General features: G+C 53.2%; 25 protein-coding genes. 14 read left to right on the top strand and 11 right to left on the bottom strand.

Annotated elements, in window-relative coordinates; translation table 11 throughout:
• Positions 1 to 15 precede the first annotated feature (15 nt).
• Genes BSZ31_RS07610 through BSZ31_RS07595 form a run of 4 tightly spaced genes read right to left on the bottom strand, consistent with a single transcriptional unit; the run spans position 16 to position 2509 of the window.
• A complete protein-coding gene (locus BSZ31_RS07610; RefSeq protein ID WP_105028241.1) occupies positions 16 to 987 on the bottom strand; it encodes an aspartate carbamoyltransferase catalytic subunit in 972 nt (323 codons plus the stop codon).
• On the bottom strand, positions 984 to 1490 hold the full coding sequence (gene pyrR, locus BSZ31_RS07605) for a bifunctional pyr operon transcriptional regulator/uracil phosphoribosyltransferase PyrR (RefSeq protein WP_105028240.1): 507 nt from the start codon (positions 1488 to 1490) through the stop codon (positions 984 to 986). The genes BSZ31_RS07610 and pyrR overlap by 4 nt, the downstream gene beginning before the upstream one ends.
• Positions 1487 to 1921 carry a Holliday junction resolvase RuvX gene (gene ruvX / locus BSZ31_RS07600; protein ID WP_105028239.1) on the bottom strand — a complete coding sequence of 145 codons (435 nt, stop codon included), beginning with the start codon at positions 1919 to 1921 and terminating at the stop codon, positions 1487 to 1489. The genes pyrR and ruvX overlap by 4 nt, the downstream gene beginning before the upstream one ends.
• Positions 1922 to 1924: 3 nt before the next feature.
• A complete protein-coding gene (locus BSZ31_RS07595) occupies positions 1925 to 2509 on the bottom strand; it encodes a YqgE/AlgH family protein (protein ID WP_105029798.1) in 585 nt (194 codons plus the stop codon).
• Positions 2510 to 2605: 96 nt separating this feature from the next.
• Between BSZ31_RS07595 and BSZ31_RS07590 the strand changes: the two genes are divergently transcribed.
• The 4 genes from BSZ31_RS07590 (at position 2606) to BSZ31_RS07565 (ending at position 8034) form a co-directional block, all read left to right on the top strand.
• Entirely contained in the window at positions 2606 to 4123 is a 1518-nt protein-coding gene (locus BSZ31_RS07590) for a deoxyribodipyrimidine photo-lyase (protein ID WP_105028238.1), read from the top strand.
• Positions 4124 to 4837: 714 nt separating this feature from the next.
• On the top strand, positions 4838 to 5242 hold the full coding sequence (locus tag BSZ31_RS07580) for an MAPEG family protein (protein WP_105028236.1): 405 nt from the start codon (positions 4838 to 4840) through the stop codon (positions 5240 to 5242).
• Between the two features lie 148 nt (positions 5243 to 5390).
• Positions 5391 to 7334, top strand: a complete 1944-nt coding sequence (locus BSZ31_RS07575) for an autotransporter domain-containing protein (RefSeq protein WP_105028235.1) — start codon at positions 5391 to 5393, stop codon at positions 7332 to 7334.
• A gap of 373 nt (positions 7335 to 7707) precedes the next feature.
• Positions 7708 to 8034 (top strand): type II toxin-antitoxin system HicB family antitoxin, encoded by a 327-nt coding sequence (locus BSZ31_RS07565; protein ID WP_105028233.1) that lies wholly within the window; start codon positions 7708 to 7710, stop codon positions 8032 to 8034.
• Between the two features lie 3 nt (positions 8035 to 8037).
• Here the strand turns inward: BSZ31_RS07565 and hemL are convergent, their stop codons facing one another.
• From hemL to BSZ31_RS07550, 3 genes are read right to left on the bottom strand one after another with little or no spacing between them, the layout of a single operon-like run.
• Complete coding sequence (hemL, locus tag BSZ31_RS07560) at positions 8038 to 9333, bottom strand: glutamate-1-semialdehyde 2,1-aminomutase (protein ID WP_105028232.1); 1296 nt, start codon at positions 9331 to 9333, stop codon at positions 8038 to 8040.
• Between the two features lie 2 nt (positions 9334 to 9335).
• Entirely contained in the window at positions 9336 to 9998 is a 663-nt protein-coding gene (thiE, locus tag BSZ31_RS07555) for a thiamine phosphate synthase (RefSeq protein ID WP_168426894.1), read from the bottom strand.
• The gene (locus BSZ31_RS07550) at positions 9991 to 10812 is read right to left on the bottom strand and encodes a hydroxymethylpyrimidine/phosphomethylpyrimidine kinase (RefSeq protein ID WP_105028230.1); all 822 of its coding nucleotides are present in this window, start codon (positions 10810 to 10812) and stop codon (positions 9991 to 9993) included. The genes thiE and BSZ31_RS07550 overlap by 8 nt, the downstream gene beginning before the upstream one ends.
• A gap of 93 nt (positions 10813 to 10905) precedes the next feature.
• Here BSZ31_RS07550 and BSZ31_RS07545 point away from each other — a divergent pair, with 93 nt between their 5' ends.
• The gene (locus BSZ31_RS07545; RefSeq protein WP_105028229.1) at positions 10906 to 11070 is read left to right on the top strand and encodes a rubredoxin; all 165 of its coding nucleotides are present in this window, start codon (positions 10906 to 10908) and stop codon (positions 11068 to 11070) included.
• Positions 11071 to 11170: 100 nt separating this feature from the next.
• Positions 11171 to 12457 carry a hypothetical protein gene (locus BSZ31_RS07540; protein ID WP_105028228.1) on the top strand — a complete coding sequence of 429 codons (1287 nt, stop codon included), beginning with the start codon at positions 11171 to 11173 and terminating at the stop codon, positions 12455 to 12457.
• Here the strand turns inward: BSZ31_RS07540 and arsS are convergent.
• Complete coding sequence (gene arsS / locus BSZ31_RS07535; RefSeq protein ID WP_105029797.1) at positions 12421 to 13377, bottom strand: arsenosugar biosynthesis radical SAM (seleno)protein ArsS; 957 nt, start codon at positions 13375 to 13377, stop codon at positions 12421 to 12423. The two genes, BSZ31_RS07540 and arsS, sit on opposite strands and share 37 nt — an antisense overlap.
• A 144-nt stretch (positions 13378 to 13521) precedes the next feature.
• Here arsS and thiS point away from each other — a divergent pair, with 144 nt between their 5' ends.
• The 5 genes from thiS to nadB all read left to right on the top strand — a co-directional run bounded on the left by thiS (position 13522) and on the right by nadB (position 19060).
• Positions 13522 to 13722: a sulfur carrier protein ThiS gene (thiS, locus tag BSZ31_RS07530; RefSeq protein ID WP_206018649.1), complete on the top strand. Its 201-nt coding sequence runs from the start codon at positions 13522 to 13524 to the stop codon at positions 13720 to 13722.
• A gap of 20 nt (positions 13723 to 13742) precedes the next feature.
• On the top strand, positions 13743 to 14558 hold the full coding sequence (locus BSZ31_RS07525) for a thiazole synthase (protein ID WP_105028226.1): 816 nt from the start codon (positions 13743 to 13745) through the stop codon (positions 14556 to 14558).
• The gene (gene trmB / locus BSZ31_RS07520; protein WP_105028225.1) at positions 14555 to 15259 is read left to right on the top strand and encodes a tRNA (guanosine(46)-N7)-methyltransferase TrmB; all 705 of its coding nucleotides are present in this window, start codon (positions 14555 to 14557) and stop codon (positions 15257 to 15259) included. The genes BSZ31_RS07525 and trmB overlap by 4 nt, the downstream gene beginning before the upstream one ends.
• A 90-nt stretch (positions 15260 to 15349) precedes the next feature.
• The gene (locus BSZ31_RS07515) at positions 15350 to 17353 is read left to right on the top strand and encodes a GGDEF domain-containing phosphodiesterase (protein ID WP_105028224.1); all 2004 of its coding nucleotides are present in this window, start codon (positions 15350 to 15352) and stop codon (positions 17351 to 17353) included.
• 105 nt (positions 17354 to 17458) lie between these two features.
• A complete protein-coding gene (nadB, locus tag BSZ31_RS07510) occupies positions 17459 to 19060 on the top strand; it encodes an L-aspartate oxidase (protein WP_105028223.1) in 1602 nt (533 codons plus the stop codon).
• A gap of 66 nt (positions 19061 to 19126) precedes the next feature.
• On the opposite strand, the gene nadC is transcribed toward nadB, so the two are convergent.
• Both nadC and nadA read right to left on the bottom strand, forming a co-directional pair.
• Positions 19127 to 19993, bottom strand: a complete 867-nt coding sequence (gene nadC / locus BSZ31_RS07505; RefSeq protein WP_105028222.1) for a carboxylating nicotinate-nucleotide diphosphorylase — start codon at positions 19991 to 19993, stop codon at positions 19127 to 19129.
• Positions 19990 to 21141 (bottom strand): quinolinate synthase NadA, encoded by a 1152-nt coding sequence (nadA, locus tag BSZ31_RS07500; protein ID WP_105029796.1) that lies wholly within the window; start codon positions 21139 to 21141, stop codon positions 19990 to 19992. The genes nadC and nadA overlap by 4 nt, the downstream gene beginning before the upstream one ends.
• Positions 21142 to 21350: 209 nt before the next feature.
• Between nadA and BSZ31_RS07495 the strand changes: the two genes are divergently transcribed.
• From BSZ31_RS07495 to BSZ31_RS07485, 3 genes are all read left to right on the top strand, one after another.
• Complete coding sequence (locus BSZ31_RS07495) at positions 21351 to 21938, top strand: hypothetical protein (RefSeq protein ID WP_105028221.1); 588 nt, start codon at positions 21351 to 21353, stop codon at positions 21936 to 21938.
• A gap of 99 nt (positions 21939 to 22037) precedes the next feature.
• Positions 22038 to 22358 (top strand): hypothetical protein, encoded by a 321-nt coding sequence (locus BSZ31_RS07490; protein WP_146106631.1) that lies wholly within the window; start codon positions 22038 to 22040, stop codon positions 22356 to 22358.
• Between the two features lie 80 nt (positions 22359 to 22438).
• Positions 22439 to 23554 (top strand): CsgG/HfaB family protein, encoded by a 1116-nt coding sequence (locus tag BSZ31_RS07485; protein WP_168426893.1) that lies wholly within the window; start codon positions 22439 to 22441, stop codon positions 23552 to 23554.
• A gap of 110 nt (positions 23555 to 23664) precedes the next feature.
• On the opposite strand, the gene BSZ31_RS07480 is transcribed toward BSZ31_RS07485, so the two are convergent.
• Positions 23665 to 24975, bottom strand: a complete 1311-nt coding sequence (locus BSZ31_RS07480) for a hemolysin family protein (protein WP_105028218.1) — start codon at positions 24973 to 24975, stop codon at positions 23665 to 23667.
• Positions 24976 to 25199 lie beyond the last annotated feature (224 nt).

The following is a 25199-nucleotide window of genomic DNA, read 5'->3' as shown; positions in this document are numbered from 1 at the left end:
TCCTCGCTGTTCAATTTAAGCGCCTTTGCTGGACGAAGCCAGAATACTCATCACCGCCATGCGCACGGCAATCCCGAAAGTAACCTGATTCAGAATCACGCTTTGCGGGCCATCGGCCACGGCAGAATCAATTTCAACACCCCGGTTCATGGGGCCGGGGTGCATCACGATTGCATCGGGTTTCGCATGGCGCAGCTTTTCCTCAGTCAGCCCGAAGTGTTTGAAATACTCTTGGGCCGAAGGAATCAATGCACCTGTCATGCGTTCTTTTTGCAGGCGCAACATGATGATCACATCGCAATCCCGAATGCCTTCGACCAGGTCGTGGTAAACACGCACGCCCATGTTGTCGAGGTGGCTGGGCAGCAATGTGCTTGGACCGACCGCACGCACTTCCGGGCAACCCAGGGTGGTCAAGGCATGAATGTCGGAACGCGCAACCCGGCTGTGCAAAATATCGCCCACAATGGCCACGCGCAGCTTGGTGAAGTCTTGCTTGTAGTGGCGAATGGTGTACATGTCGAGCAACGCCTGGGTGGGGTGGGCATGGCGCCCGTCGCCCGCGTTGATCACATGAATGGTGCCGCCGCTGGTGCGGTTCAAATGTTGGGCCATGAAGGTGGGCGCGCCGCTTTCAGAATGGCGCATCACGAACATGTCGGCCGACATGGCCGCCAGGTTGTCGATGGTGTCGATCAACGATTCGCCCTTGCTTGTTGATGATGAACCGATGTTCAGGTTCACCACATCAGCCGACAAACGCTTGGCAGCAATCTCGAATGTAGTGCGGGTGCGGGTGGAGTTCTCGAAGAACACATTGAACACTGACTTGCCGCGCAGCAGGGGTACTTGCTTAACTTCGCGATCGGTGACTGACAAAAACGATTCTGCCGTGTCCAGAATGCGGTGAATCATCGCCTTGGGCAGCCCTTCAATGCTCAACAGGTGGATCAGTTCACCCGCAGCGTTCAGTTGGGGGTTATTCAATTTGGTTTTACCTCCAGCTCCAGGCGGAAAGCACCTTGATCATCTTGGGTCAATACGAAGGCTTCGTTCGGCTTCAGGGGCAAGTGTTTGCCCACATATTGCGCGTCCACAGGCAATTCTCGCCCACCACGGTCCAGCAACACTGCCAACTCAATTTTTGCCGGGCGGCCGAAATCAAACAGATGGTTCACAATGGCGCGGGTGGTGCGGCCTGTGTACAGCACGTCATCGACCAGCAAAATCGTGCGACCCTGCACATCAAAGGGCACCTCGGCGGGCTTGGGGGCTTCTTTCAAACCACGCTCGGAAAAATCGTCGCGATAAAAAGCGCTGTCCAGAAAACCGCAGGGCAGAGTAAAGCCAAGGTCTTCGTGCAAGCGCTCAGCAATCCACGCTCCACCACTGTGCACGCCAATCAAGCCAAGTTCGCTTCGGTCTGGAAACGCCTTGTCGATCTGGTCACGCAGGCGAGCATAAAGGGCTTCAGGATTTGGCAGGCTCATCGCCCCTCCAGAAAAAATTGTTCCAGAATCAGGCAGGCACTGCCCATGTCGACACGGCCTTTGTTCTCGCGGGCGGCTTTACCGCCCATGCAGCTTTCCATGATTGCGCTGGTGTAGCGTTCATCAACCATGGCGCAGGGCAAGGCAAACCGGCCTTCAAGCTGGCGGGCAAAACGTTCACAGCGTGCGGTCAGTTCATTGTCCGCACCATCAGGCTGGCGCGGAACACCCACGACCAAACCTTCCGGTTGCCATTCCTTCACCAGACTTTCAATTTTCGCGAAACGCTGGTCGTCGTTTTGTGCTTCAACCACCGCCACGCCACTCGCTGTTTTGGTTAGCGAATTACCAAATGCAACACCAATGCGTTTCAGACCAAAATCAAAGGCCAGGTACTGGGTGGGCTTGGGCGATTGCATGGGTTTGGTCATTGATCAGGCATGTCCCGCTGCACCGCTCATCAAGGCGGGGTCGATGCCCAGCATGGCAAAGGCGCTTGCAAATCGTTCTTCAAGGGGCGTGTCAAACAGGATTACGTCATTGGCCGGTGCGGTTAGCCAGGCATTCTGGGCCAGCTCTTCCTCCAGCTGGCCTTCCCCCCAGCCGGCATAACCCAAGGTAATCAGCCATTTGGAAGGTGCATCGCCTCGGGCTACAGCTTCGAGAATGTCGCGGGAGGTGGTCAGGGAAATTTGCGGATTCACCTTCAAGGACGAATTCCAGTCCAATGGCTCGGTGTGCAGCACAAAGCCGCGTTCAGACGCAACAGGACCACCCATCATCACCGGGAAGTGCGAAGGCAAAGGCCCTTCAATGTCCACATTTATTTTCTCAAGCAGGCTTTCAATGCCGAGATCGGTGGGGCGGTTAATCACCAGGCCCATGGCACCCTTGCAGGAATGTTCACACAGATACACCACGGACCCCGCAAACCTGGGGTCGAGCATGTTCGGCATGGCGATCAACAATTGACCGGACAAGCTAAATTCATCGGTTGCGGAAATTTCGGTCTCGCTCATGCCAAAATTGTAATGCCTTTTGACTGTGCGAAAGCGGGTGGGCGTTCCTCTACCCGCCTTTAAGCGCACAGACCAACCCAAATTTAAGTTGTTTCCATGCCTGCATCACTTCTTGAAAACCACCCATTGTCGACTCAACCCAAGCCTGGCCAGTACACCAAAGGCCTGATGTGGTTTCGACGCGACCTGCGCACCCACGACAACGCGGCCCTGTTTTATGCCCTGAAACACTGCCAACAGGTGCACTGCGTGTTCGTGTTCGACAAAACCATTCTGAATGAACTGACCAACAAAGCCGACCGGCGGGTGGAGTTTATTTGGGAAAGCTGCATGGCCTTGAAAAAGAAACTGCAAGGCTTTGGTGGCGACCTGCACATGGTGTACGACAAAGCCGAAAAAGCCATTCCGGAATTGGCTGCCAAACTGGGTGTTCACGCTGTGTTCACCAACAAAGACTATGAACCCGCAGCAATCAGCCGCGACATCACCGTGGGCAAAACCCTGCAAGGCAATAAAGTGGCATTGTTTCGGTTCAAAGACCAGGCCATTTTTGAAGAGGACGAGGTGCTGACCCAAGCCGGCAACTTTTTCAGCGTGTTCACGCCTTTTAAAAATGCCTGCATGAAAAAGCTGGATGAGTTCCATCTAACGCCCTACCCCAGCGAGGAAAGACTGGCTGCATTGGCCAAGGTTTCCGGGCTGAATGTGCCCAGCCTTGAAGACATGGGCTTCAAACGCACCAATTTGCTGGACATGATCAAGCCCGGCGAGGAAGGCGCACTGGATGCGTTTGACGATTTTCTGGAGCGCATCGACAAGTACAAAGTGGCCCGTGATTTTCCAGCCGTGAAAGGCGTGAGCTACCTGAGCGTGCACAACCGCTTTGGCACCATTTCAATTCGCCGCCTGGCCAAAGCCGCCTACGACCGGTTCAAACTGGACGGTAGCGAAGGCGCAATGGGCTGGTTGAACGAACTGATCTGGCGTGATTTTTATTTCCAGATTATTTACCACCGCCCCGATGCGGCCGAAAAAGCCTTCAAACCCGAGTACGACCAAATTCGCTGGGACGACGATGAAAAAGCGCAACGACTTTTCAAAGCGTGGTGTGAAGGCAAAACCGGCTACCCCCTGGTGGACGCAGCCCAGCGCCAACTGAACCAAACCGGCTTTCAACACAACCGGCTGCGCATGGTCACGGCCAGTTTTTTGACCAAAGACCTTGGTATTGACTGGCGCTGGGGCGAGCGTTATTTCGCTGAACAGTTGAACGACTTTGATTTGTCAGCCAACAACGGCGGCTGGCAGTGGGCCGCATCCACAGGTTGCGATGCACAGCCCTACTTCCGCATTTTCAACCCCTACAGTCAATCCGAAAAATTCGACGCTGAAGGCAAATTCATTCGCAAGTACTGCCCGGAACTGGCCAAGCTTTCAAACAAACACATTCACAACCCAGCCGAATGCCCACCGTTCGAGTTGCAAATGGCGGGTGTGGTGCTGGGTGAAACCTACCCAAGGCCCGTGGTTGAACACGATGTGGCCAGGAAGAAAACGCTGGAGCGGTATGCTATGGTGAAGAAAGACAAATCCGCCACTAACAATTCACATTAAATTCCAACGAATGAGCGGCCGCTTTATAAAAATTCAAAGCACTTATTGGGACTTCATTTATGAAGGTGATGAATATCGACTTAAGTTCGACAAACATGCGCCGAGGCGAATGTTTCATAAACGAAGACGTTTCTCATCCTTCGCAATCATAAAATTTCCCAAAGTGGCTTCTTTGAATTCACTCGAATGGGCAGACGCTTACTTGTACGTCCAGGATGAAAAACTCATCGAGAAATTAGCAAATGAAATCAGGACTGTGGTGCGAAATAAATTCTTGAACTGGCCCAAATATGACTACTTTTTCAATCGGTCGTTTTCAATGGAAGTTGTGATCACGAATGGAGGGCTGTTTTTTTCAGGTCCAGTTGAAATTGCGCATTCAATTCAGAAAGCACTAGGTTCTTTCGGTGTCTTTTGTTCTTTAATCCCCTGTGGTCGACGACTACTCTTCGACCCTGACTCCTTAGCATACGTATTTGATGGGGGATTGACCTACGTATTGGTAGACAGACACTCAAATCTTTATAAAAAGCAACCTGAAACTCGAACCCCACCTGCGTCAACCCAATAGATACAAAAGTGCTCATTCATAGCCTTTGCCGAACGAACCATCTTTAAATTTTGTCCGAACTTATACTATTCAGTTGATGTCGGTTCACCCATAATCGGCGGTGAAATTTCGTGCATTCAACCCAATAACAAGGAGACAAAACAGTGAACGCTTACACCACCGTATTGCTTTACGCAGGCTGGATTTTACTTTTGGCCCTGTTCTACGCCACCCCCCGCATACCGCAAGCCCTGTTGGGCCAAAAGCGAATTGACAGTTGGGAGCGCGGTAAAGAACCCATTGACCCCATGTTCCTGCAACGCGCAAAATCAGCGCACTTGAACTGTCTGGAAAATTTTCCGGTGTTTGCTGCTGTGGTCGCGGTCGCAGGCTTGATGGGTCAAATTGAAACAATCAGCGCGATCGCCGTGTATGTGCTGTACGCCCGCATTGCGCAAAGCATTTCACACATTCTGGGCACCTCGTTTATTTTGGTGATGCTGCGGGCCACCTTCTTCCTGATTCAGGTACTCATCACTTTGTACATGGTGTACTTGCTGGTTTGTTGAATCAACTTCAGCGATTTCCAGAAAGCCGCCTTGGGTGCAATCCCGGGCGGCTTTTTTCATGACGGACCTGATTCTGGAATAATTTTCAAACAGCGTTTAATCTTGGAAAAGAAACGTAATCACAATACTTACTATTCCAGGAGACACCATGAAAAAAATCAAACTGGCTTTCGCCGTTTCTCTGGCCCTGTGCAGCCTGCAAGTCAGCGCGGAAGAATTTCGAATTGACCGCTTGTTCGTGCTCGGCGACAGCTTAAGCGACGGTGGTGCCTACACCGCTACAGCGACGCAAGGTTTAATCAGTAGCGTTCCCGCAGGGGCAATTCCCGACCGAATGAAGTTCACCACCAACTCGCCTGATGCACAAATTTGGGCCAATGTCGTGGCAGACAAGTTGGGTATTCCGCTGGATGTCGATGTGATCAACGGCGTGAGCACGCCCATCAACGGCGGTAATTATGCGCAAGGTGGTTCAAGGGTCAGCAATCCTTTAGGTACCAACAGAGATTTGACAACGGGTATCACCACTATCCCTGTGACAGAACAAGTAGATCGCCTTTTACTGGACTCACCCAGTTTTACCCGCACTGATCTGATTGCACTTTGGGCTGGATCAAACGACGGTTTTGCGCAGGCCACCGCAGTAACTGGCGGATTAAGCCCACTGATCGCGCTTCAAGAAATGTCGCTGGCGGCCACACAGTTGCTGGCCCAGATTGATCGACTCAAAGCAGCAGGTGCACAGAACATCGTAGTCATCACCATGCCCAACCTCGGCGTAACACCAGACGGTCAAGCCGCTGATGCTGCGGCACCCGGTACGGCCAGCTTCCTGAATAATCTGTCTGCCACTTTCAATAATACGCTTGTATCAGCAGCGGCCAGCAAAGGTGCGGTTGTTGTTGACTCAAACAAACTTCTAGACGCCATTCTTGCCGACCCTGCACGCTACGGTTTTACATCCGCAAACGCGCTTCAACCCGCCTGCGCGATTTCTACCAGCTTGCTTTGTATCCAAGGCATCAACGCGGCAGCTGACAGTGAACAACGAATTTTTGCGGATGGCGTGCACCCCACCGCTGCAGCGCAACGGCTGTTCGGTGAAGCGGGTTTCGCCGGCCTTCAAGCGGCCAGCTTGAACGGTGTACTGGCAGTGGCCCCACTCACCCCGATTCGCCAACATGCACTCAGCCTTGAAAACCGCTTAACCGCATTGGCCCTGGTGCGGGAAGACGCAGCCGGCAAAGCCAGCTTGCGCCCGGTGGGCGACACTGAATGGTACGGCGGCGCAGAAGTGGGCCAGTTTGAACTGGATGCACAACAAGTACAGGCCGGACTTGAATCAGACACTCAAATCCTGAAATTCGGCGCAGACCGAATGATCACCCGCAACGCATTACTGGGTTTCGGGATCAGCATTGACCAAGCACAAACCGACATTGCCAACAATGGCGGCGGTTTCGACAACGACATCATATTGGGAAGCGTGTTCAGCACCATTGCCCTGTCCAAATCGCTTTACCTGAATGCTGCACTGGCGCTGGGAAAAATTGATTACGACGTCACGCGCCAGTTCACGCTGGGGCCATCGGTTGAACGTTACACCGCCAATACAGAAGGTGATTTTTCATCGGCGCGGGTGGGCTTGGGCAGCATTCACAGCTTTGCCCAAGGCTGGACATTGAATCCACAGGCTGCTTACACGGTTGAGAAAATAGACTTGCAAGGCTATGACGAATCAAACGGCGCAGCCAGTTTAAGTTTTGGCGACACGCAGTACAAAGCGGAACGCATCAGCCTTGGTTTTTTGGTCACCAAAGCGCCCAGTGTGCGCGGCGGCTGGCGCCCACTGCTGCGTTACTCCATTGAGTCAGATCAAAACGATGACGATGTGAAAATTCGCATGGGTCCAAATCAAAATGCCCTGGCCACGATTCTTGCACCTCGGCCAGACGGCGATTTCCAATTGTTGTCAGTGGGTGTGGCCAAGGAAATTGACGCAGGTATGCTGAACATCCAATTGGCCAGCACACTGGGGCAATCTGGCGTGAAAGGTCTCAGCTTTGGTGTGGCTTACAAAGCCGCGTTTTAGTGCTCTTGTACGCATATATCACTAACCCTTGACCCCATTCGCAGTGAAACGATTCGGCAGTTCAATCAATTGACATTAATCCTTGCCAATTAAAAACCTTATAAGTATCATTATTGATACTTGAATTACATGTCAACTGCGGTCGATTTACTCGCAAAAATGCGGGAGAACCCGAAAGGAATTCGCTTTTCCGAATTATGTAAAGTGTGTGATTATTTTTTTGGGACGCCCAGGCAAACGGGGTCGAGCCATCGGGTTTTCAAGACACCGTGGCCTGGAGACCCCAGAGTGAATATCCAGAATATCAACGGAAAAGCGAAGACCTATCAAATCAAGCAGGTGTTGGCAGCCATTGAAAAGCTAGGAGTGCGCAATGACTAAGTTTACTGATCGATATACATACAGGGTCACTTGGTCCGAGGAAGATCAGGAATACGTGGGCCTTTGTGCGGAATTCCAAAGTTTAAGCTGGCTTGATAAGTCACCCGAAAAGGCTTTGACAGGCATTCGAGCACTGGTACGGGAATGTGTAATCGATATGGAACGTACCAAAGAACCAATACCGGAACCACTGTCCATTAAAAAGTTCAGCGGTAAGTTTATGGTTCGGATTCCGCCCGAAACCCATCGCAACTTGGCGATGCAAGCCGCTGAAGAGGGAGTCAGCCTGAATCGGCTGATCTCTTCACGTCTGCACTAAACTTCACTTGATCGCCGCGAACGCCTTGTCAATTGCCACCTTGGTGGCGTCAATCACGGCGTCATCATGGGTTACCGAGACAAAACCGGCTTCGTAAGCCGAGGGAGCAAGGTATACACCGGCATCCAGCATCGCGTGGAAAAACTTGTTGAACCGGTCGCGATTTGATGCACTCACGTCTGCAAAACTGGTGGGCACTTTTTCACTGAAATAAATACCGAACATGCCGCCGATGCTGTCAGCGCAGAAGGTTTCACCATGGGCATAAGCCACCTGGTTGAACGCCTCCACCAGCTTGCGGGTTTGGGTTTCCAGCTTTTCGTAAAACCCTTCCTGCTTTAGCAAACGCATGGTGGTTAAACCAGCAGCCACTGCAACCGGGTTGCCACTCAGGGTGCCCGCCTGGTAAACCGGGCCCAGCGGGGCAATGCAGGCCATGATGTCTTTGCGACCACCGAATGCGCCCATGGGCATGCCACCGCCAATAATTTTGCCCAAGGTGGTTAAGTCGGGCGTAATGCCGTACACACCTTGCACGCCTTGCGGGCCAACCCGGAAACCGGTCATCACTTCATCAAAAATCAACACAGCGCCGTGCTGCGTGCACAATTCACGCAGCGTATTCAAGAATTCATGGCTAGGGCGAATCAGGTTCATATTGCCTGCCACCGGCTCGACGATCACGCAGGCAAGGCTGCTGCCACTGGCTTTGAACAGCTCGTGCAGTTGTTCCACATTGTTGTAGTCCAGCACGCGGGTGTGTTTTGCAAAATCTTCCGGCACACCGGCCGAAGTCGGGTTGCCAAATGTCAGCAAACCGGAACCCGCTTTCACCAACAGGCTGTCTGCATGGCCGTGGTAGCAGCCTTCAAATTTCACAATGGTGTCGCGGCCCGTGAAGCCGCGCGCCAGGCGAATCGCACTCATGGTGGCTTCCGTGCCTGAACTCACCAGGCGAACCTGTTCCATCGAAGGCAGCATCTCGCACAGTGTTTCCGCCATCACAATTTCGCCTTCGGTGGGCGCACCAAAACTCAAGCCACCTACAGCCGCTTCCTGCACCGCCTTGATCACTTTGGGGTGGGCATGGCCCAACACCGCGGGGCCCCAGGAACCGATGTAATCAATGTAGCGCTTGTCATCGGCGTCCCACACATAAGGGCCGTTGGCGCGTTTGAAAAAACGCGGCGTGCCACCCACGGAACGGAATGCACGCACCGGCGAATTCACGCCACCGGGAATTGTTTTTTGTGCCCGTTCAAACAGCACCTCGTTTTGGCTTACTTCTTTACCACTCATTCTCAAGACTCCGAATCATTAACTGCATCCACCCACTGTTGCGCCGCACTGCAAACCTGCGCCACATCGGGTTCCATTCCAAACAAACCATTCACCACCGCCACTGCGTGTGCACCGGCTTTCATCAATTCAGGCACCCGCTCAATTGTAATTCCGCCAATGGCCACAGCAGGCACGCCCAAATCCTGGGCCTTGGCGAACAAATCAAGTTCAGCCCGCACTGCGTTGGGCTTGGTGGTGCTGGGGTACATGGCCCCAAATGCGACATAACTTGCGCCATCGCGCACTGCCTGTTCAGCCAGATCAAACCGATTGTAACAAGAAGCGCCCACCACCCACTTCGAACCCAAGCGGCCTCGCGCCTGCGCAATCGCTTCATCGGTCTTGCCCAAATGCACACCGACAATGGCGGCTCCTGAGAATTTGTCAAACTGAAGGGAAGGCACATCGTTCAATACCAATGCCGCATCGTACTTCTCGCACAAGGCGTCAAGCTGCCCTACAAACTCGATCAATTCCGCCTGATGCCAATTTTTTTGGCGGCATTGAAGCAAACGCACACCACCATCCAGCGCGGCGGCCACGCAATCCACAATGGCTTCGGGGCTCCATATGGCAGAACGTTCAGGCGTAATCGCGTACACACCTCGAATTAAATTATTCATCGCCATCGTCTTCACCTTCGTCACCCAGGTGCTGCATCAGGTGCATTCGGTCTGGAATCCACTGTCCTTTACCCACTGCAAATCCGTAGTTCAGGGCTTGCCAAGTGTATTCCAGCGCCAGTTCAACAGCTTCATTCACACTCAAACCCTGCCCCAGTCCCACAGCACATGCGCTGGCCAGGGTGCAACCCGAACCGTGATATTGCGCAGGCAATCGTTCACAAGGAAACTCAACAACCTTCTTGCCCGTCACATACAGTCGGTTCACAACTTCGCCCGAATCCAGATGCTCGCCTTTCAACAGCACCGCCTTGCAACCCATCTGCAGCAATCGCGCACCCGCTTCATCCACATTTGAAGCGCCGGTGAAGGCCTGTGCTTCAGGCCAATTGGGGGTAAGCAGGTCAACAACCGGAAACAGTTCATTCCTGAATGAATCGAACAATGTCTGCCCCCCAAAGGCGTCACCCCGGCCTGATGCGCGCACAGGGTCGACCACCAAAGGCACCGCAGGCCAAATGGTCTTGGCTTTCAACACAGCAGCCACTGCGGCGGCGCTGCCCAAAACACCCGTTTTAATTGCACTGGGAGCAATGCCATCGTCCAGCAAGGCTCTCAATTGATCTTCTATCCAGTCTGCCGCACAGGGCTCAAACCGCTTTACACCCACTGTGTTTTGCGCAGTCAAGCCCGTAAGCACCGTCAATGGGTGCGCACCCAAGGCAGCAATTGTTAATACATCGGCTTGCAAACCGGCACCCGCAGTGGGGTCCGATGCCGAAAAAGTCAGCACCAAGGGGACAATCTGTGTCATTCAAAACCCAAAAAAAACAGACAACCTTTGTAGTCGGCTGCCAAACTCAGTATTATCCACCCGTTGCATTTTTTTTTCTGGAAGTAGCTCAGAATGAATACTTGGATTTGTTTGATTTGCGGTTGGGTATACGATGAAGCGGCCGGCTTGCCCGAAGAAGGCATTGCTCCCGGCACCAAATGGGAAGACGTACCCCCGAACTGGGTTTGCCCCGAATGCGGCGCCCGCAAAGAAGACTTCGAGATGACTCAAGTCTAAACTCCGACTCGAATGGATCAATGACCGAACAAACACCTGACCCCGCAAAAGCGTTTGAAAACCACGCACCAACCCGGTCAGGGCAAAGTTTGTTCGTCAATTGGGTCAATTCTCCGCTGGCTTGCTGATCACGGCTGCTGCGCTGTTCATTGGCGGATTCGTTGTAAAAAACCAGTCAGACACGATCCGCAACACCCAGTTGGCTCAAATCAACCTGGTTGAAGGCCGTATCCAGCAAGAACTGCGTGAATTGAATGGTACCGAAGGCGAAGCCATTCAACCTCAAAGCCTGAAAGCGCTGTTGGCACTGGGTCAACAAGTCAGCCAGCAAAACACAGGCATTCAATGGTTTGGTGCCTTGCACAGCCAAAACCTTCAGGTCACACTGACCCAAGCCATCGAAAGTTTGTCGCGCCCCATCGCCGGCGTGAATTCCAACATCGAAGTCCAACAACAGCTTGAATCGCAAGTGCGTTTGAACACACTGCCGAAGCTCACACAACTTAAAACGCTGGTCGAACAGGCAACCAATGGTTATCTGGTGTTGATGTTCGGTTTGGGCAGTCTGTTGACAATTGTCGGCTTGTTGCTTGGATTCAACTGGAGCACACAGCGAAAAACCCTGGCGCTGAACCGACGAATTCAAATGCTGAGTCGGGCCCTGCACAGCCAACAAGAAAATGACCAAAAACGTGAAGGCGCCCATGCAGCCCTTGAAGGTGTGCTGAAAGCACTGAACAGCAACCAGCAACTGGAACACCGGGGTACATTACTGCAAATTGGCCAACAACTTGAAGAGCTGAACAATAGCGGACGGGCGGTATTGCAGTTTGCGAAATCGTTTCACCAGTTGTCCACCCAAGGCACTCAGGTTGTGAAATCAACTTTGAACAGTGAGCAACGCAACGCCAAAGCAGAAAGCCATATGGAGATCATGCAAACCCAACTTGAGGGTTTGCGATCTGACATTCGAAGTGCTGCGCAGGGCTTGCGAAAAGCTGGCGAGGTCAGCCGCCAATTGCTGGGCAGGCTGGATGCCTCGCAAATGGAACTCACCCTGACGGAACCCGAGAACAGTCGGCAATTGCAGCAACTGGTCGAACAAAGCCAACAGGCTTTGAAGGAATCCATTGAAGGATTGGTGTTGGCCAGCCAGAAAATCAATGCGGGTCAGTATGAATCGAACAAACTGGCCGAATACATGGCGGTGAATCAAACCGCTTGGTCCAACTTGCTTAGCCAGGTTGAACAAGTGGCAGAATCGGCCTCACATGAATCGGAAAGTGCTTTGCGCCTGGCCAAGCGCCTGATGGAAAAAAGCCAGCACACGTCACTGGCTTCACCCACCAATCAAGCTGCCAAAGCACCGCCACAGCTGCTGCCCTGACCCGCCGTGCAACCATAACAATGGTCGCCCACCACCACGTCAATTGAATCCAGCTCGGTTTGCGTCAAATCAGCCAGTGTCAGCGCCCTGCCCTGTGAATCGCGAACCGGCCAACCCAATTGCTGATTGAAATCGCAATCGTACAGCTTGCCCTCGTAGTCAACCGACACCAAACTGCGACACATCACCGCTGCCAAATTGCTTTCCCGGTATGCGCCTTTCAGCGTATTCATGTAAGTCTCGAACGTGCCCTTGCTGATCAAGGTGCTGCCAAAACGCGCAATCGGCATGTTGGTAATCGTCACCAAACCGGTAAAGCGAATGCCAAACTTCTCGAACAACACAGCCTTGTAATCGGCCTCCAGCGCCTCTTGCGGGGGTGGCAAAGAAGGACCCTGCGGATTGAACACCAATGTTAAGCGCAACTTGTCGCCGTAGCCCAAGGCATTCAGCTTTTGCAGGCCTGCAATGCTGGCATCGAATACGCCTTTGCCCCGTTGTTTGTCCACATTGTCTTCCAGATAACAAGGCAAGGATGCGAAAATTTCCACCTCGTTTTCAGCAAGAAACTCAGCCAAATCTTCATAGCCCGGCTCACTCAAAATGGTCAGGTTGCAGCGGTCAATCACATGTACACCAGCCTTGCGGGCCGCCACCACCAGGCGCTTGAAGCGCGGGTTCATCTCGGGTGCGCCACCAGTCAAATCAAGCTTTTTGACCCAGCCCTGGTTCATCAGGGTAATCAACTGGTCAATTTGCTCGTCTTGCATCAGCTCGGTGCGGTTGGGGCCGGCATTCACATGGCAATGGGTACAGCTTTGATTGCACAGATAACCCAGGTTCACCTGAATGGTTTCCAGGTTCAAGCGCTTCACGCTGGGGAAGGTGGTACTTTTCAACAAATGAACTACTGAGTGCATGTAGGCTCCGGTTTCTGTGCGCCGCTTGGTTATTTCGTTTTCAGATAATGAGAGAATCAAGGCTTGCAAGCAAGATTGATCCGGTTTGATTATCGCGTTAATCGATATTAACAAACTTACACAAGCTCATTCGCTCAAGCCATGATTCAAGTTACAGTCAACGGTGAAAATCGTGAAATGCCCGAGGACAGCACTGTGGCGCACCTTGTGGAAAGCCTCAAACTGACCGGCAAGCGCATCGCTGTCGAACTGAACGGCGAAATTGTGCCCAAAAGCCAGCATGCCACCACACCATTGAACGCCGGGGCCAGCCTTGAAATTGTGGTTGCCGTAGGCGGCGGTTAAACAATCAGGAGCAGTACCCCATGAACACCCCGATCGAGAAAAACAACGACACTTGGAAAGTTGGCAGCCGAGAATTCACCAGCCGTTTGCTGGTAGGCACCGGCAAATACGCCAGCCTGGATGAAACCCGTGAAGCGATTACTGAAAGCGGCGCAGAAATTGTGACTGTGGCCATACGCCGCACCAACATCGGCCAGAACGCGGGTGAAGCCAGTCTGCTTGATTACATTTCCCCAAGCCAGTTCACTTACCTGCCCAACTCGGCGGGTTGCTACACCGCCAAGGACGCAGTGCGCACCTTGCGCCTGGGCCGCGAACTGCTGGATGGCCACAACCTGTGCAAACTTGAGGTGTTGGGCGACCCCACCAACCTGTACCCCGACATGGAAGAAACCCTGATTGCCGCCAAAGAACTGGTGGCCGACGGTTTCGACGTGATGGTGTATTGCTCTGACGATCCCATTTATGCCCGCAAACTTGAGGATGCTGGCTGTTTGGCCATCATGCCCTTGGCCTCGCTCATTGGTTCTGGCATGGGTATTTTGAACCCCTGGAACATCAACCTGATTCTGGAAAAAGCACAGGTGCCCGTGATTGTGGATGCCGGTGTGGGCACGGCGTCCGATGCCGCCATCGCCATGGAACTGGGTTGTGCTGGCGTATTGATGAACACCGCAATCGCCAAGGCACAAAACCCGGTGCAAATGGCCCGTGCCATGCGTTTGGCCACACAGGCCGGTCGCGATGCCTTTCTTGCGGGTAGAATGCCGAAAAAGTTTTACACGGCCAGCCCCTCTTCCCCTGTGGAAGGCGTTATTTCCTCCAGTTCAAAATGACAGACCAAACCCCCGACAATCCGTTTCGCGACCAGCACATCAAAAGTTTTGTGAAACGTCGGGGGCATATTTCACGCGCCCAGGAACGTGCCGTGGAAGAAGGCATGCCCAAGTGGGGCATCGCCTACAGCCCACAAACCCACATTGATTTCGACAAGCAATGGGGCACACAAGGCCAAGCCAATTGGCTTGAAATCGGCTTTGGCATGGGCGAAACCACCGCAAAAATTGCCAAGGCACACCCCCATGTAAACTACTTGGGTGTTGAAATTTATACCGCCGGTGTGGGGTCGCTGATCAAGAAGATTGAAGAAGAGGGCATAGAAAACATTCGGATCATTTCCCATGATGTGGTCGAAGTACTTCGCGACATGATTCCCGATGCCAGCCTTGACAAAGTGTTGCTGTATTTTCCCGACCCCTGGCGCAAGGCCCGCCACCACAAACGGCGACTCATACAAGCTGAATTTGTGGCAAAGCTGGCGAAAAAGATGAAACCTGGCGGGGTGCTGCACTGTGCCACCGACTGGGAAAATTACGCCCACCACATGCACGATGTACTCAGCGTGGCGCCCGATTGGCAGAATGTAGCATCAACACCCTTTGCGCCACGGCCCGATGACAGGCCTCTGACCAAGTTCGAGAATCGCGGATTGAAACTTGGCCACGGTGTCTGGGACCTTCTCTACCGTGTTCGCTGACACGGTTCAAACAGACCTCCCCTCTTGCGGTATGCCTTGCTGCGCCTGAATTTGCTTTAATCAGGCTCAACCTCGTAAATTCAACACGGCATGCTTTCATCGCAAAAAAACGGGCTGTTGCGCGCACTGATCGCCAACAGCACCGTCATCTCGCTTAACTCACGCACGTTACTGGTTTGCGTTACAGCGCTGTTGGCCCTGTCACTTAGCATTTACGCCATTTTGAATAATCAGTTCAGTGCACAACATGCCGAACGCATAGATCAACTGCTCATTGCCAAAGCCCAAGCCATTGACCACAAGGACCACTCTGGGCACAACCACGCAATGGCCATGACGCCGGTGTATTACCACTCCGGCAATATTGAGGGTGCACAAGGCACACTGCACTGGCCCAAAGATTGTGAACTTTCCCAAACCCCATCGGGATCAAAAATTCAGCGATTCAAGTGCGAAAACGGCGTTCGCCTGCACGCACTTCAGGCCATGCTGCCTCTGGAAGACTCTGCGAATCAAACAATCACCCTGTGGGCCACGCACATTCCAAATGCCTCACTGGTCAACATGCAAGTTGAAGACATTCTTGGGCTTACCGCCCTGGTACTGGTCATCAGCACCTTGTGCAGTCGCTGGATCAGTCAGTCCATCACCCAACCCCTGGGAGAAATTACCACCAGCGCGCAACTCATGGCCGAGGGCAATTACGATTGGCGACTTCCTGAAAGCTCCATTGGCGAAATCAACCAGCTGGCGTTCACCTTCAACCACATGGCGAAGAGCCTGCAAGAACGCGACAAGGTGATTCGGCGCACCGCCTACAAAGATCAATTGACGGGGCTGGACAACCGCGCGTATTTAACCCTTGCCCTGCGAGAACGTACGCAAAGCGCCCGCGAACCGTTGAGCATTGTGATTTGGGGAATCGACAACCTGGACAATATCAATGAAGTGCTGGGGCATGATGTTGCGGACAAAGTGTTGGTTAAAGTGGCACGCAAAGCCAGTCGCATTTGCCAGGAAAACCTGGTGATTGCGCGTCTTGAAGGCAATATTTTCTGCATGCTTTTGCCACGAGAATTGCTGGAAAGCATGCTGAAAAAACACACCCTGAAACGCATGTTGCATGGTTCACTGCGGGTACAGAACTATCAACTGGACATTCAAAGCCATGCGGGCCTTGCGCACTATCCCGAGCACGGTCAATGCCCCGAAACGCTAATGCGCCGGGCTGAAATTGCTCGCCAACTGGCCAAAAAAACACGCCAAACCAGCATTGTTTTCGAGGCGCGGCTTGAACAGCGTTCGGCCAATCGGCTTGAACTGATTGCCCAACTGCGCAAAGCCATTACAGACAACGAATTCTGCCTGTTTTTTCAACCCAAATTGAACCTGCGCACCAACAGCATTAACCAGGCGGAAGTGCTCTTGCGCTGGAACCACCCTGTTCACGGTTTGATTGCGCCTGGGGCCTTTATTGAACTTGCCGAGCAAACCGGCATGATCCGCGACATTACGCGCCTGGTTCTCAAACAAACCTACGCCATCATTACGCTGTGTGCCAATCAAAACATCAGGTTGTCAGTCAATCTTTCCGCGATGGATCTGGAAGATTTCAGCCTGATTGATTTCATGCAAACTTTGCACAAGCAGCAACCCGATGCCTCGCGCCACATTGTGTTGGAAATCACAGAAAGTGCAGCCATGCGAGACCCAGAGCAAGCGTTGGACATACTCAATCAGTTGGCTGCCATGCATTTTCAAATCGCGGTGGATGACTTTGGCACGGGCTACTCCTCACTGGCCTATTTGAAGCGCTTCCCGGTCACCGAATTGAAAATTGACCGCTCACTGGTGCAGGGCGCAGACCTGGACACGGATGGTCAGATCATTCTTGAATCAACCATCGAAATGGGCCACATCATGGGCTTGCTGGTCACCACCGAAGGTGTAGAAACCCAGTCCGAATACGAACTGGTTAAAAAGCTGGGGGCCGACTATGTTCAAGGCTTCTGGCTGTCCAAACCCATGCCGTTTGACGAATTCAAACTGAAACACCTGGTTGGCAACCACGACCAGCTGGTCCAACACCTCTAAACGGCTCAAATAGCACATCAAAATTGGTCGTATTTGACCCGGGCACCTTCGGCTTCGATATGATGTGAGCATGACAATTCACACATTCAAAGCATCACCGTGAAAATGAAACAGTTCGATGTCGCCATCATTGGCAGTGGTTTGGCAGGATTGACCACCGCCCTGCAATTGGCCGACAAGCTCAAAGTGGCCATTATTTGCAAACGCTCGGTTTCCGACTCGGCAAGCCGTTGGGCCCAAGGTGGCATTGCCGCTGTGCGCGACCCTGCCGACAGCGTGGCCGAACATGTGCAAGACACCCTGGTAGCGGGTGGAGGCCTGTGCGAACGTGATGCCGTGCAATTCATTCTGGAAAACGCATCCAAATCCATCGACTGGCTGGTGGAACAAGGGGTGCCGTTTTCTCGCGAAGACGAAGAAGACCCCAGCAATACCGAACCCAACGGGTTCCACCTGACCCGGGAAGGCGGGCACAGCCGCAGGCGAATCCTGCACGTGGCCGATGCCACAGGCGATGCGGTACAAACCACGCTGGAAGCCAAAGCGCGCAACCACCCCAACATTCAATTGTTTGAACACCACATGGTGATCGACCTGATCACCGGCGACCGGCTAAGCGAGAAAAAGGCCGGCATTTTGGGTGCTTACGTTCTGGACGAACAATCGCAACGCGTACTCACCCTGACCTGCCCTTACATTGTGCTGGCTTGCGGCGGCGCGGGCAAAGTGTACAACTACACCACCAACCCCGACACAGCCACGGGTGACGGCATTGCCATGGCCTGGCGTGCGGGATGCCGAATTTCCAATATGGAATTCATCCAGTTCCACCCCACCTGCCTGTACCACCCCTATGCCAAAAGCTTTTTGATCACCGAAGCAGTGCGCGGCGAAGGTGGTTTGCTGAAACTGCCCGATGGCACACGCTTCATGCCCGAGCACGACGAACGGGCAGAACTGGCACCTCGGGATGTAGTGGCGCGCGCTATCGACTTTGAAATGAAAAAACGCGGCCTGGATTGCGTGTACCTGGACATCAGCCATGAGCCGGCAGAGAAACTGAAAAAACATTTCCCTACCATTTACAAACGTTGCCTTGAACTGGGCATCGACATCACCAAGCAAGGCATTCCAGTCGTGCCTGCTGCGCATTACACCTGCGGTGGCGTGGTCACCGACCACAATGCCCGCACCGACATTCCCGGCCTGTATGCCGTGGGCGAAACCGCCTACACCGGCCTGCACGGTGCCAACCGCCTGGCCAGCAACAGCCTGCTGGAGTGCGTGGTACTGGGGCAAGCTGCCGCCAACCACATTTTGACCAAGCCCCACCGCGAAACCATGGGACTGCCTGATTGGGACGAAAGCCGGGTCACCGACCCAGACGAAGAAGTGGTAATTTCCCATAACTGGGCTGAACTTCGCCAGACCATGTGGAACTACGTGGGCATTGTGCGAACAGATAAACGCCTGGAACGGGCGCAGCACCGCATCCAATTGCTTCGTGCCGAAATTCTGGAGTTCTACAGCAACTTCCGTGTCAGCCGCGATTTGCTCGAATTACGCAACCTGGTGGACGTGGCCGATTTGATCGTGACCAGTGCACTAAGCCGCAAGGAAAGCCGTGGTTTGCATTTCAGTGCCGACTACCCGGGCACCCTGCCCAAAGCATTCCCCACGGTGTTGCAACGACCCAAGAAAAAATGAACATGCGTGATTTCAAGGGAATCGGACAACCCCGTCGGGTTGACGCACCAAACCAACAATTCGCGCTCACTCCATTACTCGAAGCGAATAATCCACCGCCGTAACGTCTTTCGTGAGCGCCCCGATCGAAATGCGGTCCACACCAGTCTCGGCAATGGCTCGCACCGTGTGCTCGTTTACCCCGCCTGATGCTTCCAGAATAGCCCTGCCTTTGTTCACCTCAACGGCCACACGCATGGCCTCCAGCCCAAAGTTGTCCAGCAGCACCGACTTGGCACCAGCTTGCAGCGCCTCCTCAAGCTGAACCAAACTTTCAACCTCAATTTGCACACTCACATGCGGCGCACCCAAGGCATCGGCATTGGCCAGCACCGGGGCAATTCCTCCCGCAGCCGCAATGTGGTTTTCCTTGATCAAAATACCGTCGTACAACGCCAAGCGCTGATTCAAACCGCCCCCAACCCGCACAGCGTACTTTTGAGCCAAACGCATGCCGGGCAAGGTTTTTCGGGTGTCCAGAATGGATGCTTTTGTGCCTTCAATCAGGCGTACAAAATGGCGTGTTCGGGTAGCCACTGCAGAAAGCAACTGCAAATAATTCATCGCTGAACGCTCGGCCGTCAGCAAAGGCCGGGCATGGGCATCAATCTCACACACCACTGTGCCAGGCTGAACCTCGTACCCCTCAGGCACTTGCCAACGCACCAAAGCATCTGGGCACAGTGCATTGAACACCCCGTTGAACCAGTCCTGCCCACACACCACCGCCTTGTCGCGGCACAGCAGCTGCGCCTTGCAGCGCTTGCCCTCGGGCACTAACAGACCGGTCCAGTCTGTATTGCCCATGTCTTCGGCAATCGCATCATGCACATTTTTCAGCAAGGCCAGCTCAAGCGCCGGCCCAAACGATTGAAAGAGTTCTGAACGGCTCATGCTGGCCCCACTCCCTTGTGTGCCTGTTCCAGGCGACCCTGGCCACGCGGCCCGGAAATACCATGTGTTTTCGCGAAATCCAGCATTCGGTCGATGCAACGGTAAGCCTGTTTGCCCAGTGCGGCGTCCACATGTACCTCGCCCAAGCCAGTGTCAAACCCGGTCTTCAACACATCGCGCAGGTTTTTCAAACCATTCATGGCCATCCAGGGGCAATGGGCGCAGCTTTTGCAAGTGGCTGAATTGCCCGCGGTAGGCGCCTCAATCAAGGTTTTACCCGGTGCAAACTGACGCATTTTGTGCAAAATGCCGTTGTCCGTGGCCACAATGTAGGTGTCAACACCCGGGGTTTGCGTGGCCTTGATCAGCTGAGTGGTCGAACCCACCACATCGGCCAGTGCCACCACATCGGCTGGCGATTCCGGGTGCACCAACACCATGGCCTGCGGGTGCTGGGCTTTCAGCATCTTGAGTTCTTCAGCCTTGAACTCGTCGTGTACCAGGCACGAGCCCTGCCACAGCAACATATCGGCACCAGTCTGTTTTTGGATGTACTGCCCCAAATGCCGATCGGGTGCCCAAATCAGCTTTTGCCCCTGTGCATGCAAATGGCCCACAATGTCCAAGGCAATGCTTGAGGTCACCATCCAGTCTGCGCGCGCCTTCACGGCAGCACTTGTGTTGGCATACACCACCACTGTGCGATCGGGGTGTTGATCACAAAACGCGTTGAACTCTTCCGAGGGGCACCCCAGGTCCAGTGAACATGTGGCATCCAGGTCTGGCATGAATACGCGTTTCTCGGGATTCAAAATCTTGCTTGTTTCACCCATGAATCGCACGCCCGCCACCACCAGGTTCTGCTGCTTGCTCTCGCGCCCAAAACGCGCCATTTCAAGGGAATCTGAAACACAACCGCCGGTTTCCTCAGCCAGGTCTTGCAATTCAGAGTCCACGTAATAATGCGCCACCAACACGGCATCACGGGCTTTCAGCAAAGCCTTGATCTCCGCCTTCAAGGCAGCCCTTTCGTCGGGCCCCGGTTGCTGGGGCACACGGGCCCACGCCTGGGAGGGTTTACAACTGGTGGAGGGACTGGCCTGTGAGGGCAAATCGAACTCAACAGGCTTGATGTCTACTTGATTCACGGAACGCTCGGTTGGTGACAAGGAAAACACGCATTTTACTCCCTTGGCCCCAGAAAATCCCGGGAATCCAGAACGAAGAACGATCTGAACTTTTGAGTGCTCCCCGTCACTCAAAGGGAGCATTTTCATTAATGCGACAGCGCTCGTTGCCCAAATGCCCGAAGCACGTTGTCTTTTTAGCCCTCATCAATACTCTTGGAGCACTCCACATGTTGAAGCAATCCCTTAAATCCTTGTCCATTCTGGCTGCATTGTTGTCCATGCACTCAGTTGCACAGGCCACCTGTCAAGGCAATGACTGTCAAGTTGAAATCGATGCCAATGTTGAATTTGACAGCAGTTATTACCTCAGCCCAAACCACAACGGCATTTTCATTCAAAGCAACACCGGCACCAATGCTGCAATCGTTGATCTGCAAAACGTGGTCATGCGCGACAACGGCGATATCACTGGTTCAGCCCAGGCCGTGGGCAACAACATTGCCATTTCTCTCAGTTCATCATCCAAAGTTCCTGTTCGCCATGTGTCCCAAAGCAACTATGGCGATCAACTGGCGTCAGTCAACCTGTCCCAGCGGAGCACATCAAAAACTGGCGAAGTTCTCATTGAAGCCGTTTCAATTGGCAACAACTTCAGCCTGAATCTTGACAACACAAGCCTGGCCGAATTGTCAGTGGCTCAGAGCAACGTCAGCGACAACGTGGCTGTGGCTGAATACCGTTGGGATCCAACCCGCCTCACAGCGTCAGCTACCGCAGTTGGCAACAACATTTCAATTGGCGGCGCACGTCCTTAATTGAACTTTTTTGCCCCAGGCGACAACCTACAGCCAAAGGTCGCCTGGGGCAAACCCACCCCCATAAATCCCATCCGGAAATACCAAGGAAGCCATCGAATGAAATTACTCAAACTTTGTTTTGCCACTCTTGCCCTGGGCCTTGGCAGCGCACACGCACAAACCTTTGAAGGCAATGTCAGTTCATTCGAAACACCTTTTGGCATGCGCAGCGTCACCGACATCGACTCACCCGCAGGCACACGCCGCGACGCGAATTTCAACCGCACCCAAGTTGACTCTCCAGGCTGGGGGTTCGCCGCCACCGCAATCGGCAACTTGATCAATGTACAAACCGACGGCAACAACAACACCGTTGTCATTAATGCCACACAAATCAACAATGGCGCTCAGAACGCCACGATTGATGGCGGCTTCTGATCCAAAGTCACTTACTGCTCTTGAATACACAAAGGCCCACTATGTCCCGCTATCCGCTTCCAAAATTTGCATTCATCTCGATGCTTGCCGCATCGGCCAGTGCATGTACAACGCTACCCTCCTTCAGTGAAGCGGAGTACGTCAGCCCCTTCGACGGAGCAAGCGTGGTAGAAAATACAACCCGCTACAGCCCTGCACTGGAATGCCTGAGACCCATGGTAGGCGGCCGAGGTCCCAATGCAAAACGGTTTGCAGTCGGGCGGGTCAGTGATTTCACGGGAAAAGAAGACCTGGTCAACGGAAAACGAATCACCCAAGGTGCAGCCTTAATGGTTATTTCTGCTTTGGCAAAAACCGGGGTGCCCATGGTTGAGCGGTTCGACACCTCGATTGCCGACATGGAATTGAAGTACTCCGACAACAAGTTGATCACCGACAACCCGGACAGCAAAGCACATCGGCAAATTTTTTCAGGTTCGCTGCCAGGCTCTGACTATCACATCGTGGGTGGCATCACCGAGGTGAACTACAACATTCGCAGTGGCAGCCTGGAGTCATCCATTCGCTTCATTGGCGCGGCAGCCCGCTACTTTGTCATGAACGTAGCAGTTGATCTGCGTGTAGTGAACACCAAAACACTTGAAGTGGTAAACACACAAAGCCTTCAAAAACAGATTATTGGTACTGAATTGAATGGTGGTTACTTCCGCCTGTTCAGCGATGGCCTGGTCGATGTGAATGCCGCTGAACGAACGCAAGAGCCAATTCAAAAAGGTGTTCGAATGGTGATTGAACATGCGGTGTTCAATATGCTGACCGAGATGAACAATTTGTCAGCACAAAGCTGTGCAAGATTAAGCACAGCCAAACCCGGTGAATTGCGCAGCAATCAAGCCGCCATGAATACGCCAGCCAAACAGCGCAGCAACAATTCAATCGTGCTAACCCCTCCACCCGCTTCAACCTCGGCAGGGCAAGACCCCAGCATTGTGATCGACCCCTACACCGGAGAAATCATTCGCGAAGCAAGCATTGAGAACGCCTCCACCGCGTCATCACTAAGCGAGGTAACTGAGTTGAAAGGCTTGTTTGGCAGTGGCAGCAACGCGCAAACCGCACCGCAGGAATCGACTAGCAACACCACCCGTGAAATGCAGGAAAAACTGCTGTGGGGCAGTCGACCACAGATTCGATAAGCAATTCGGTAACAACGGTTGCGGAGTAAGCAATACGCAGCGCACCAACAAAAAAGCCTCAAGAGTACTTGAGGCTTTTTTAATGGGGTTTTTTACCGGTTTATAGGGTCTTAAGCAGACTCATCCGACTGCACACCATCTTCCTTGATCGGTGAGGCCAAAATTTTGTCAATCCGCTTTTGGTCCATGTCCACCACTTCAAATCGCCAACCTTCCCAATCCACCGTGTCTCCGGTGGCTGGCAAGCGCCCTGTCAACAACATCACCATGCCACTCAGGGTGTGGTAACGGCCTTTTTCTTCTTCCGGTACACTCTTGATATTCAAGGTGTCTTTCAGTTCCAGAATGGCAATGGCACCATCCAGCAACCAAGAGCCGTCTTCGCGCTGTACCGCCCAAGAGTCTTCCTTGTTGTGCGGGGTAAATTCACCAGTCAGAGCTTCCATCAAATCATGCAGGGTCACAATGCCTTCAAGTTCGCCATACTCGTCGATCACAAAGGCAATGTCCATGTTGTTGCTGCGGAACTGGGTTAACAGCTCCATGCCCGTCAAGGTTTCCGGCACAAACACACACTGCTGCAGGTTGGTTGAAAAGTCGGGCATCTTGCCCTGTGCGGCGTAGGCCAAAGCCTGTTTGGCATGAATTACACCGATCAAGTTGTCAAGGTTGCCATCGACCACCGGGAAGCGTGAATACTGCGATTCAATCACACGCTTCAGATTTTCCTCCTGAGGCAGTCGAATATCGAGATACAACACATCGGAACGGGGAATCATGAGTGAACCCAGCTGGCGATCATCCAAGCGGAACACATTGCGCAGCATGGTGTGCTCGCTGCTTTCGATGACGCCCGATACCGAACCCTCGTCCAACATGGCGTGAATTTCTTCCTCGGTCACACCGTTGTCGGTGTTTTCTTTCACACCCATAATGCGCAACAAACCACGGGTCGAAAAAGACAAAAACATGACGAACGGGCGCGTGGCAATTGCGAGAATTTGCATGGGCCTTGCCACCAAGCGGGCAATGACCTCCGGGCTGATTTGCCCCAAACGCTTGGGCACCAGTTCACCGACCACAATTGACACATAGGTAACACCAACAACCACAATGGCCGTAGACACGATATCTGTCATCGCCACTTCCAGGCCGAAGGTTTGCAACCAAAGCGCCAGTGGTTTGGCCAATACCGCCTCACCCACAATACCGCTCAACACACCAATCGATGTGATGCCAATTTGTACTGTTGACAAAAACTTGGTGGGATCTTCAGACAACTTGAGCGCAACCGCAGCGGATTTGTCACCTTCTGCAGCCAACTTCACCAAACGCGCCTTTCTGGCGGTAACCAGGGCAATTTCGGACATGGCAAACAAGCCATTGGTCACAATAAGGCCAATCAGAATCAGCACTTCCACGTCAACTCTCCTCTTTTCAAGGGCAAAACAGGGGTGCCAAGCGCAAGGCTTAAAGGAGCATTGTCAAGCAGGAAGAACTTGGGAAAACGACGCGCAACGAGCGCTTTGAAGGGGGTTGCCAATGACGGCGCGGTGAAGTTTGAGCAACTTCGACAACTGGAACTATCCATAAACGATCGGGAACGGCCCGAATACTCCTGTAATAAAAAAACACCGCCTAATCG

It is taken from the genome of Limnobacter sp. SAORIC-690 (assembly GCF_002954425.1).
Classification (GTDB): domain Bacteria; phylum Pseudomonadota; class Gammaproteobacteria; order Burkholderiales; family Burkholderiaceae_B; genus Limnobacter; species Limnobacter profundi.
Note: the sequence above shows the minus strand (reverse complement) of the source record. Positions and strands in the feature narration are given on the sequence as shown.

Coding starts and splice junctions, on each gene's coding strand:
- pyrR (WP_105028240.1), bottom strand. CDS start 1,490: ATGAGCCTGCCAAATCCTGAAGCCCTTTATGCTCGCCTGCGTGACCAG.
- ruvX (WP_105028239.1), bottom strand. CDS start 1,921: ATGACCAAACCCATGCAATCGCCCAAGCCCACCCAGTACCTGGCCTTT.
- BSZ31_RS07595 (WP_105029798.1), bottom strand. CDS start 2,509: ATGAGCGAGACCGAAATTTCCGCAACCGATGAATTTAGCTTGTCCGGT.
- BSZ31_RS07590 (WP_105028238.1), top strand. CDS start 2,606: ATGCCTGCATCACTTCTTGAAAACCACCCATTGTCGACTCAACCCAAG.
- BSZ31_RS07575 (WP_105028235.1), top strand. CDS start 5,391: ATGAAAAAAATCAAACTGGCTTTCGCCGTTTCTCTGGCCCTGTGCAGC.
- BSZ31_RS07565 (WP_105028233.1), top strand. CDS start 7,708: ATGACTAAGTTTACTGATCGATATACATACAGGGTCACTTGGTCCGAG.
- hemL (WP_105028232.1), bottom strand. CDS start 9,333: ATGAGTGGTAAAGAAGTAAGCCAAAACGAGGTGCTGTTTGAACGGGCA.
- thiE (WP_168426894.1), bottom strand. CDS start 9,998: ATGAATAATTTAATTCGAGGTGTGTACGCGATTACGCCTGAACGTTCT.
- BSZ31_RS07550 (WP_105028230.1), bottom strand. CDS start 10,812: ATGACACAGATTGTCCCCTTGGTGCTGACTTTTTCGGCATCGGACCCC.
- BSZ31_RS07545 (WP_105028229.1), top strand. CDS start 10,906: ATGAATACTTGGATTTGTTTGATTTGCGGTTGGGTATACGATGAAGCG.
- arsS (WP_105029797.1), bottom strand. CDS start 13,377: ATGCACTCAGTAGTTCATTTGTTGAAAAGTACCACCTTCCCCAGCGTG.
- BSZ31_RS07525 (WP_105028226.1), top strand. CDS start 13,743: ATGAACACCCCGATCGAGAAAAACAACGACACTTGGAAAGTTGGCAGC.
- trmB (WP_105028225.1), top strand. CDS start 14,555: ATGACAGACCAAACCCCCGACAATCCGTTTCGCGACCAGCACATCAAA.
- BSZ31_RS07515 (WP_105028224.1), top strand. CDS start 15,350: ATGCTTTCATCGCAAAAAAACGGGCTGTTGCGCGCACTGATCGCCAAC.
- nadB (WP_105028223.1), top strand. CDS start 17,459: ATGAAACAGTTCGATGTCGCCATCATTGGCAGTGGTTTGGCAGGATTG.
- nadC (WP_105028222.1), bottom strand. CDS start 19,993: ATGAGCCGTTCAGAACTCTTTCAATCGTTTGGGCCGGCGCTTGAGCTG.
- BSZ31_RS07495 (WP_105028221.1), top strand. CDS start 21,351: ATGTTGAAGCAATCCCTTAAATCCTTGTCCATTCTGGCTGCATTGTTG.
- BSZ31_RS07490 (WP_146106631.1), top strand. CDS start 22,038: ATGAAATTACTCAAACTTTGTTTTGCCACTCTTGCCCTGGGCCTTGGC.
- BSZ31_RS07485 (WP_168426893.1), top strand. CDS start 22,439: ATGCTTGCCGCATCGGCCAGTGCATGTACAACGCTACCCTCCTTCAGT.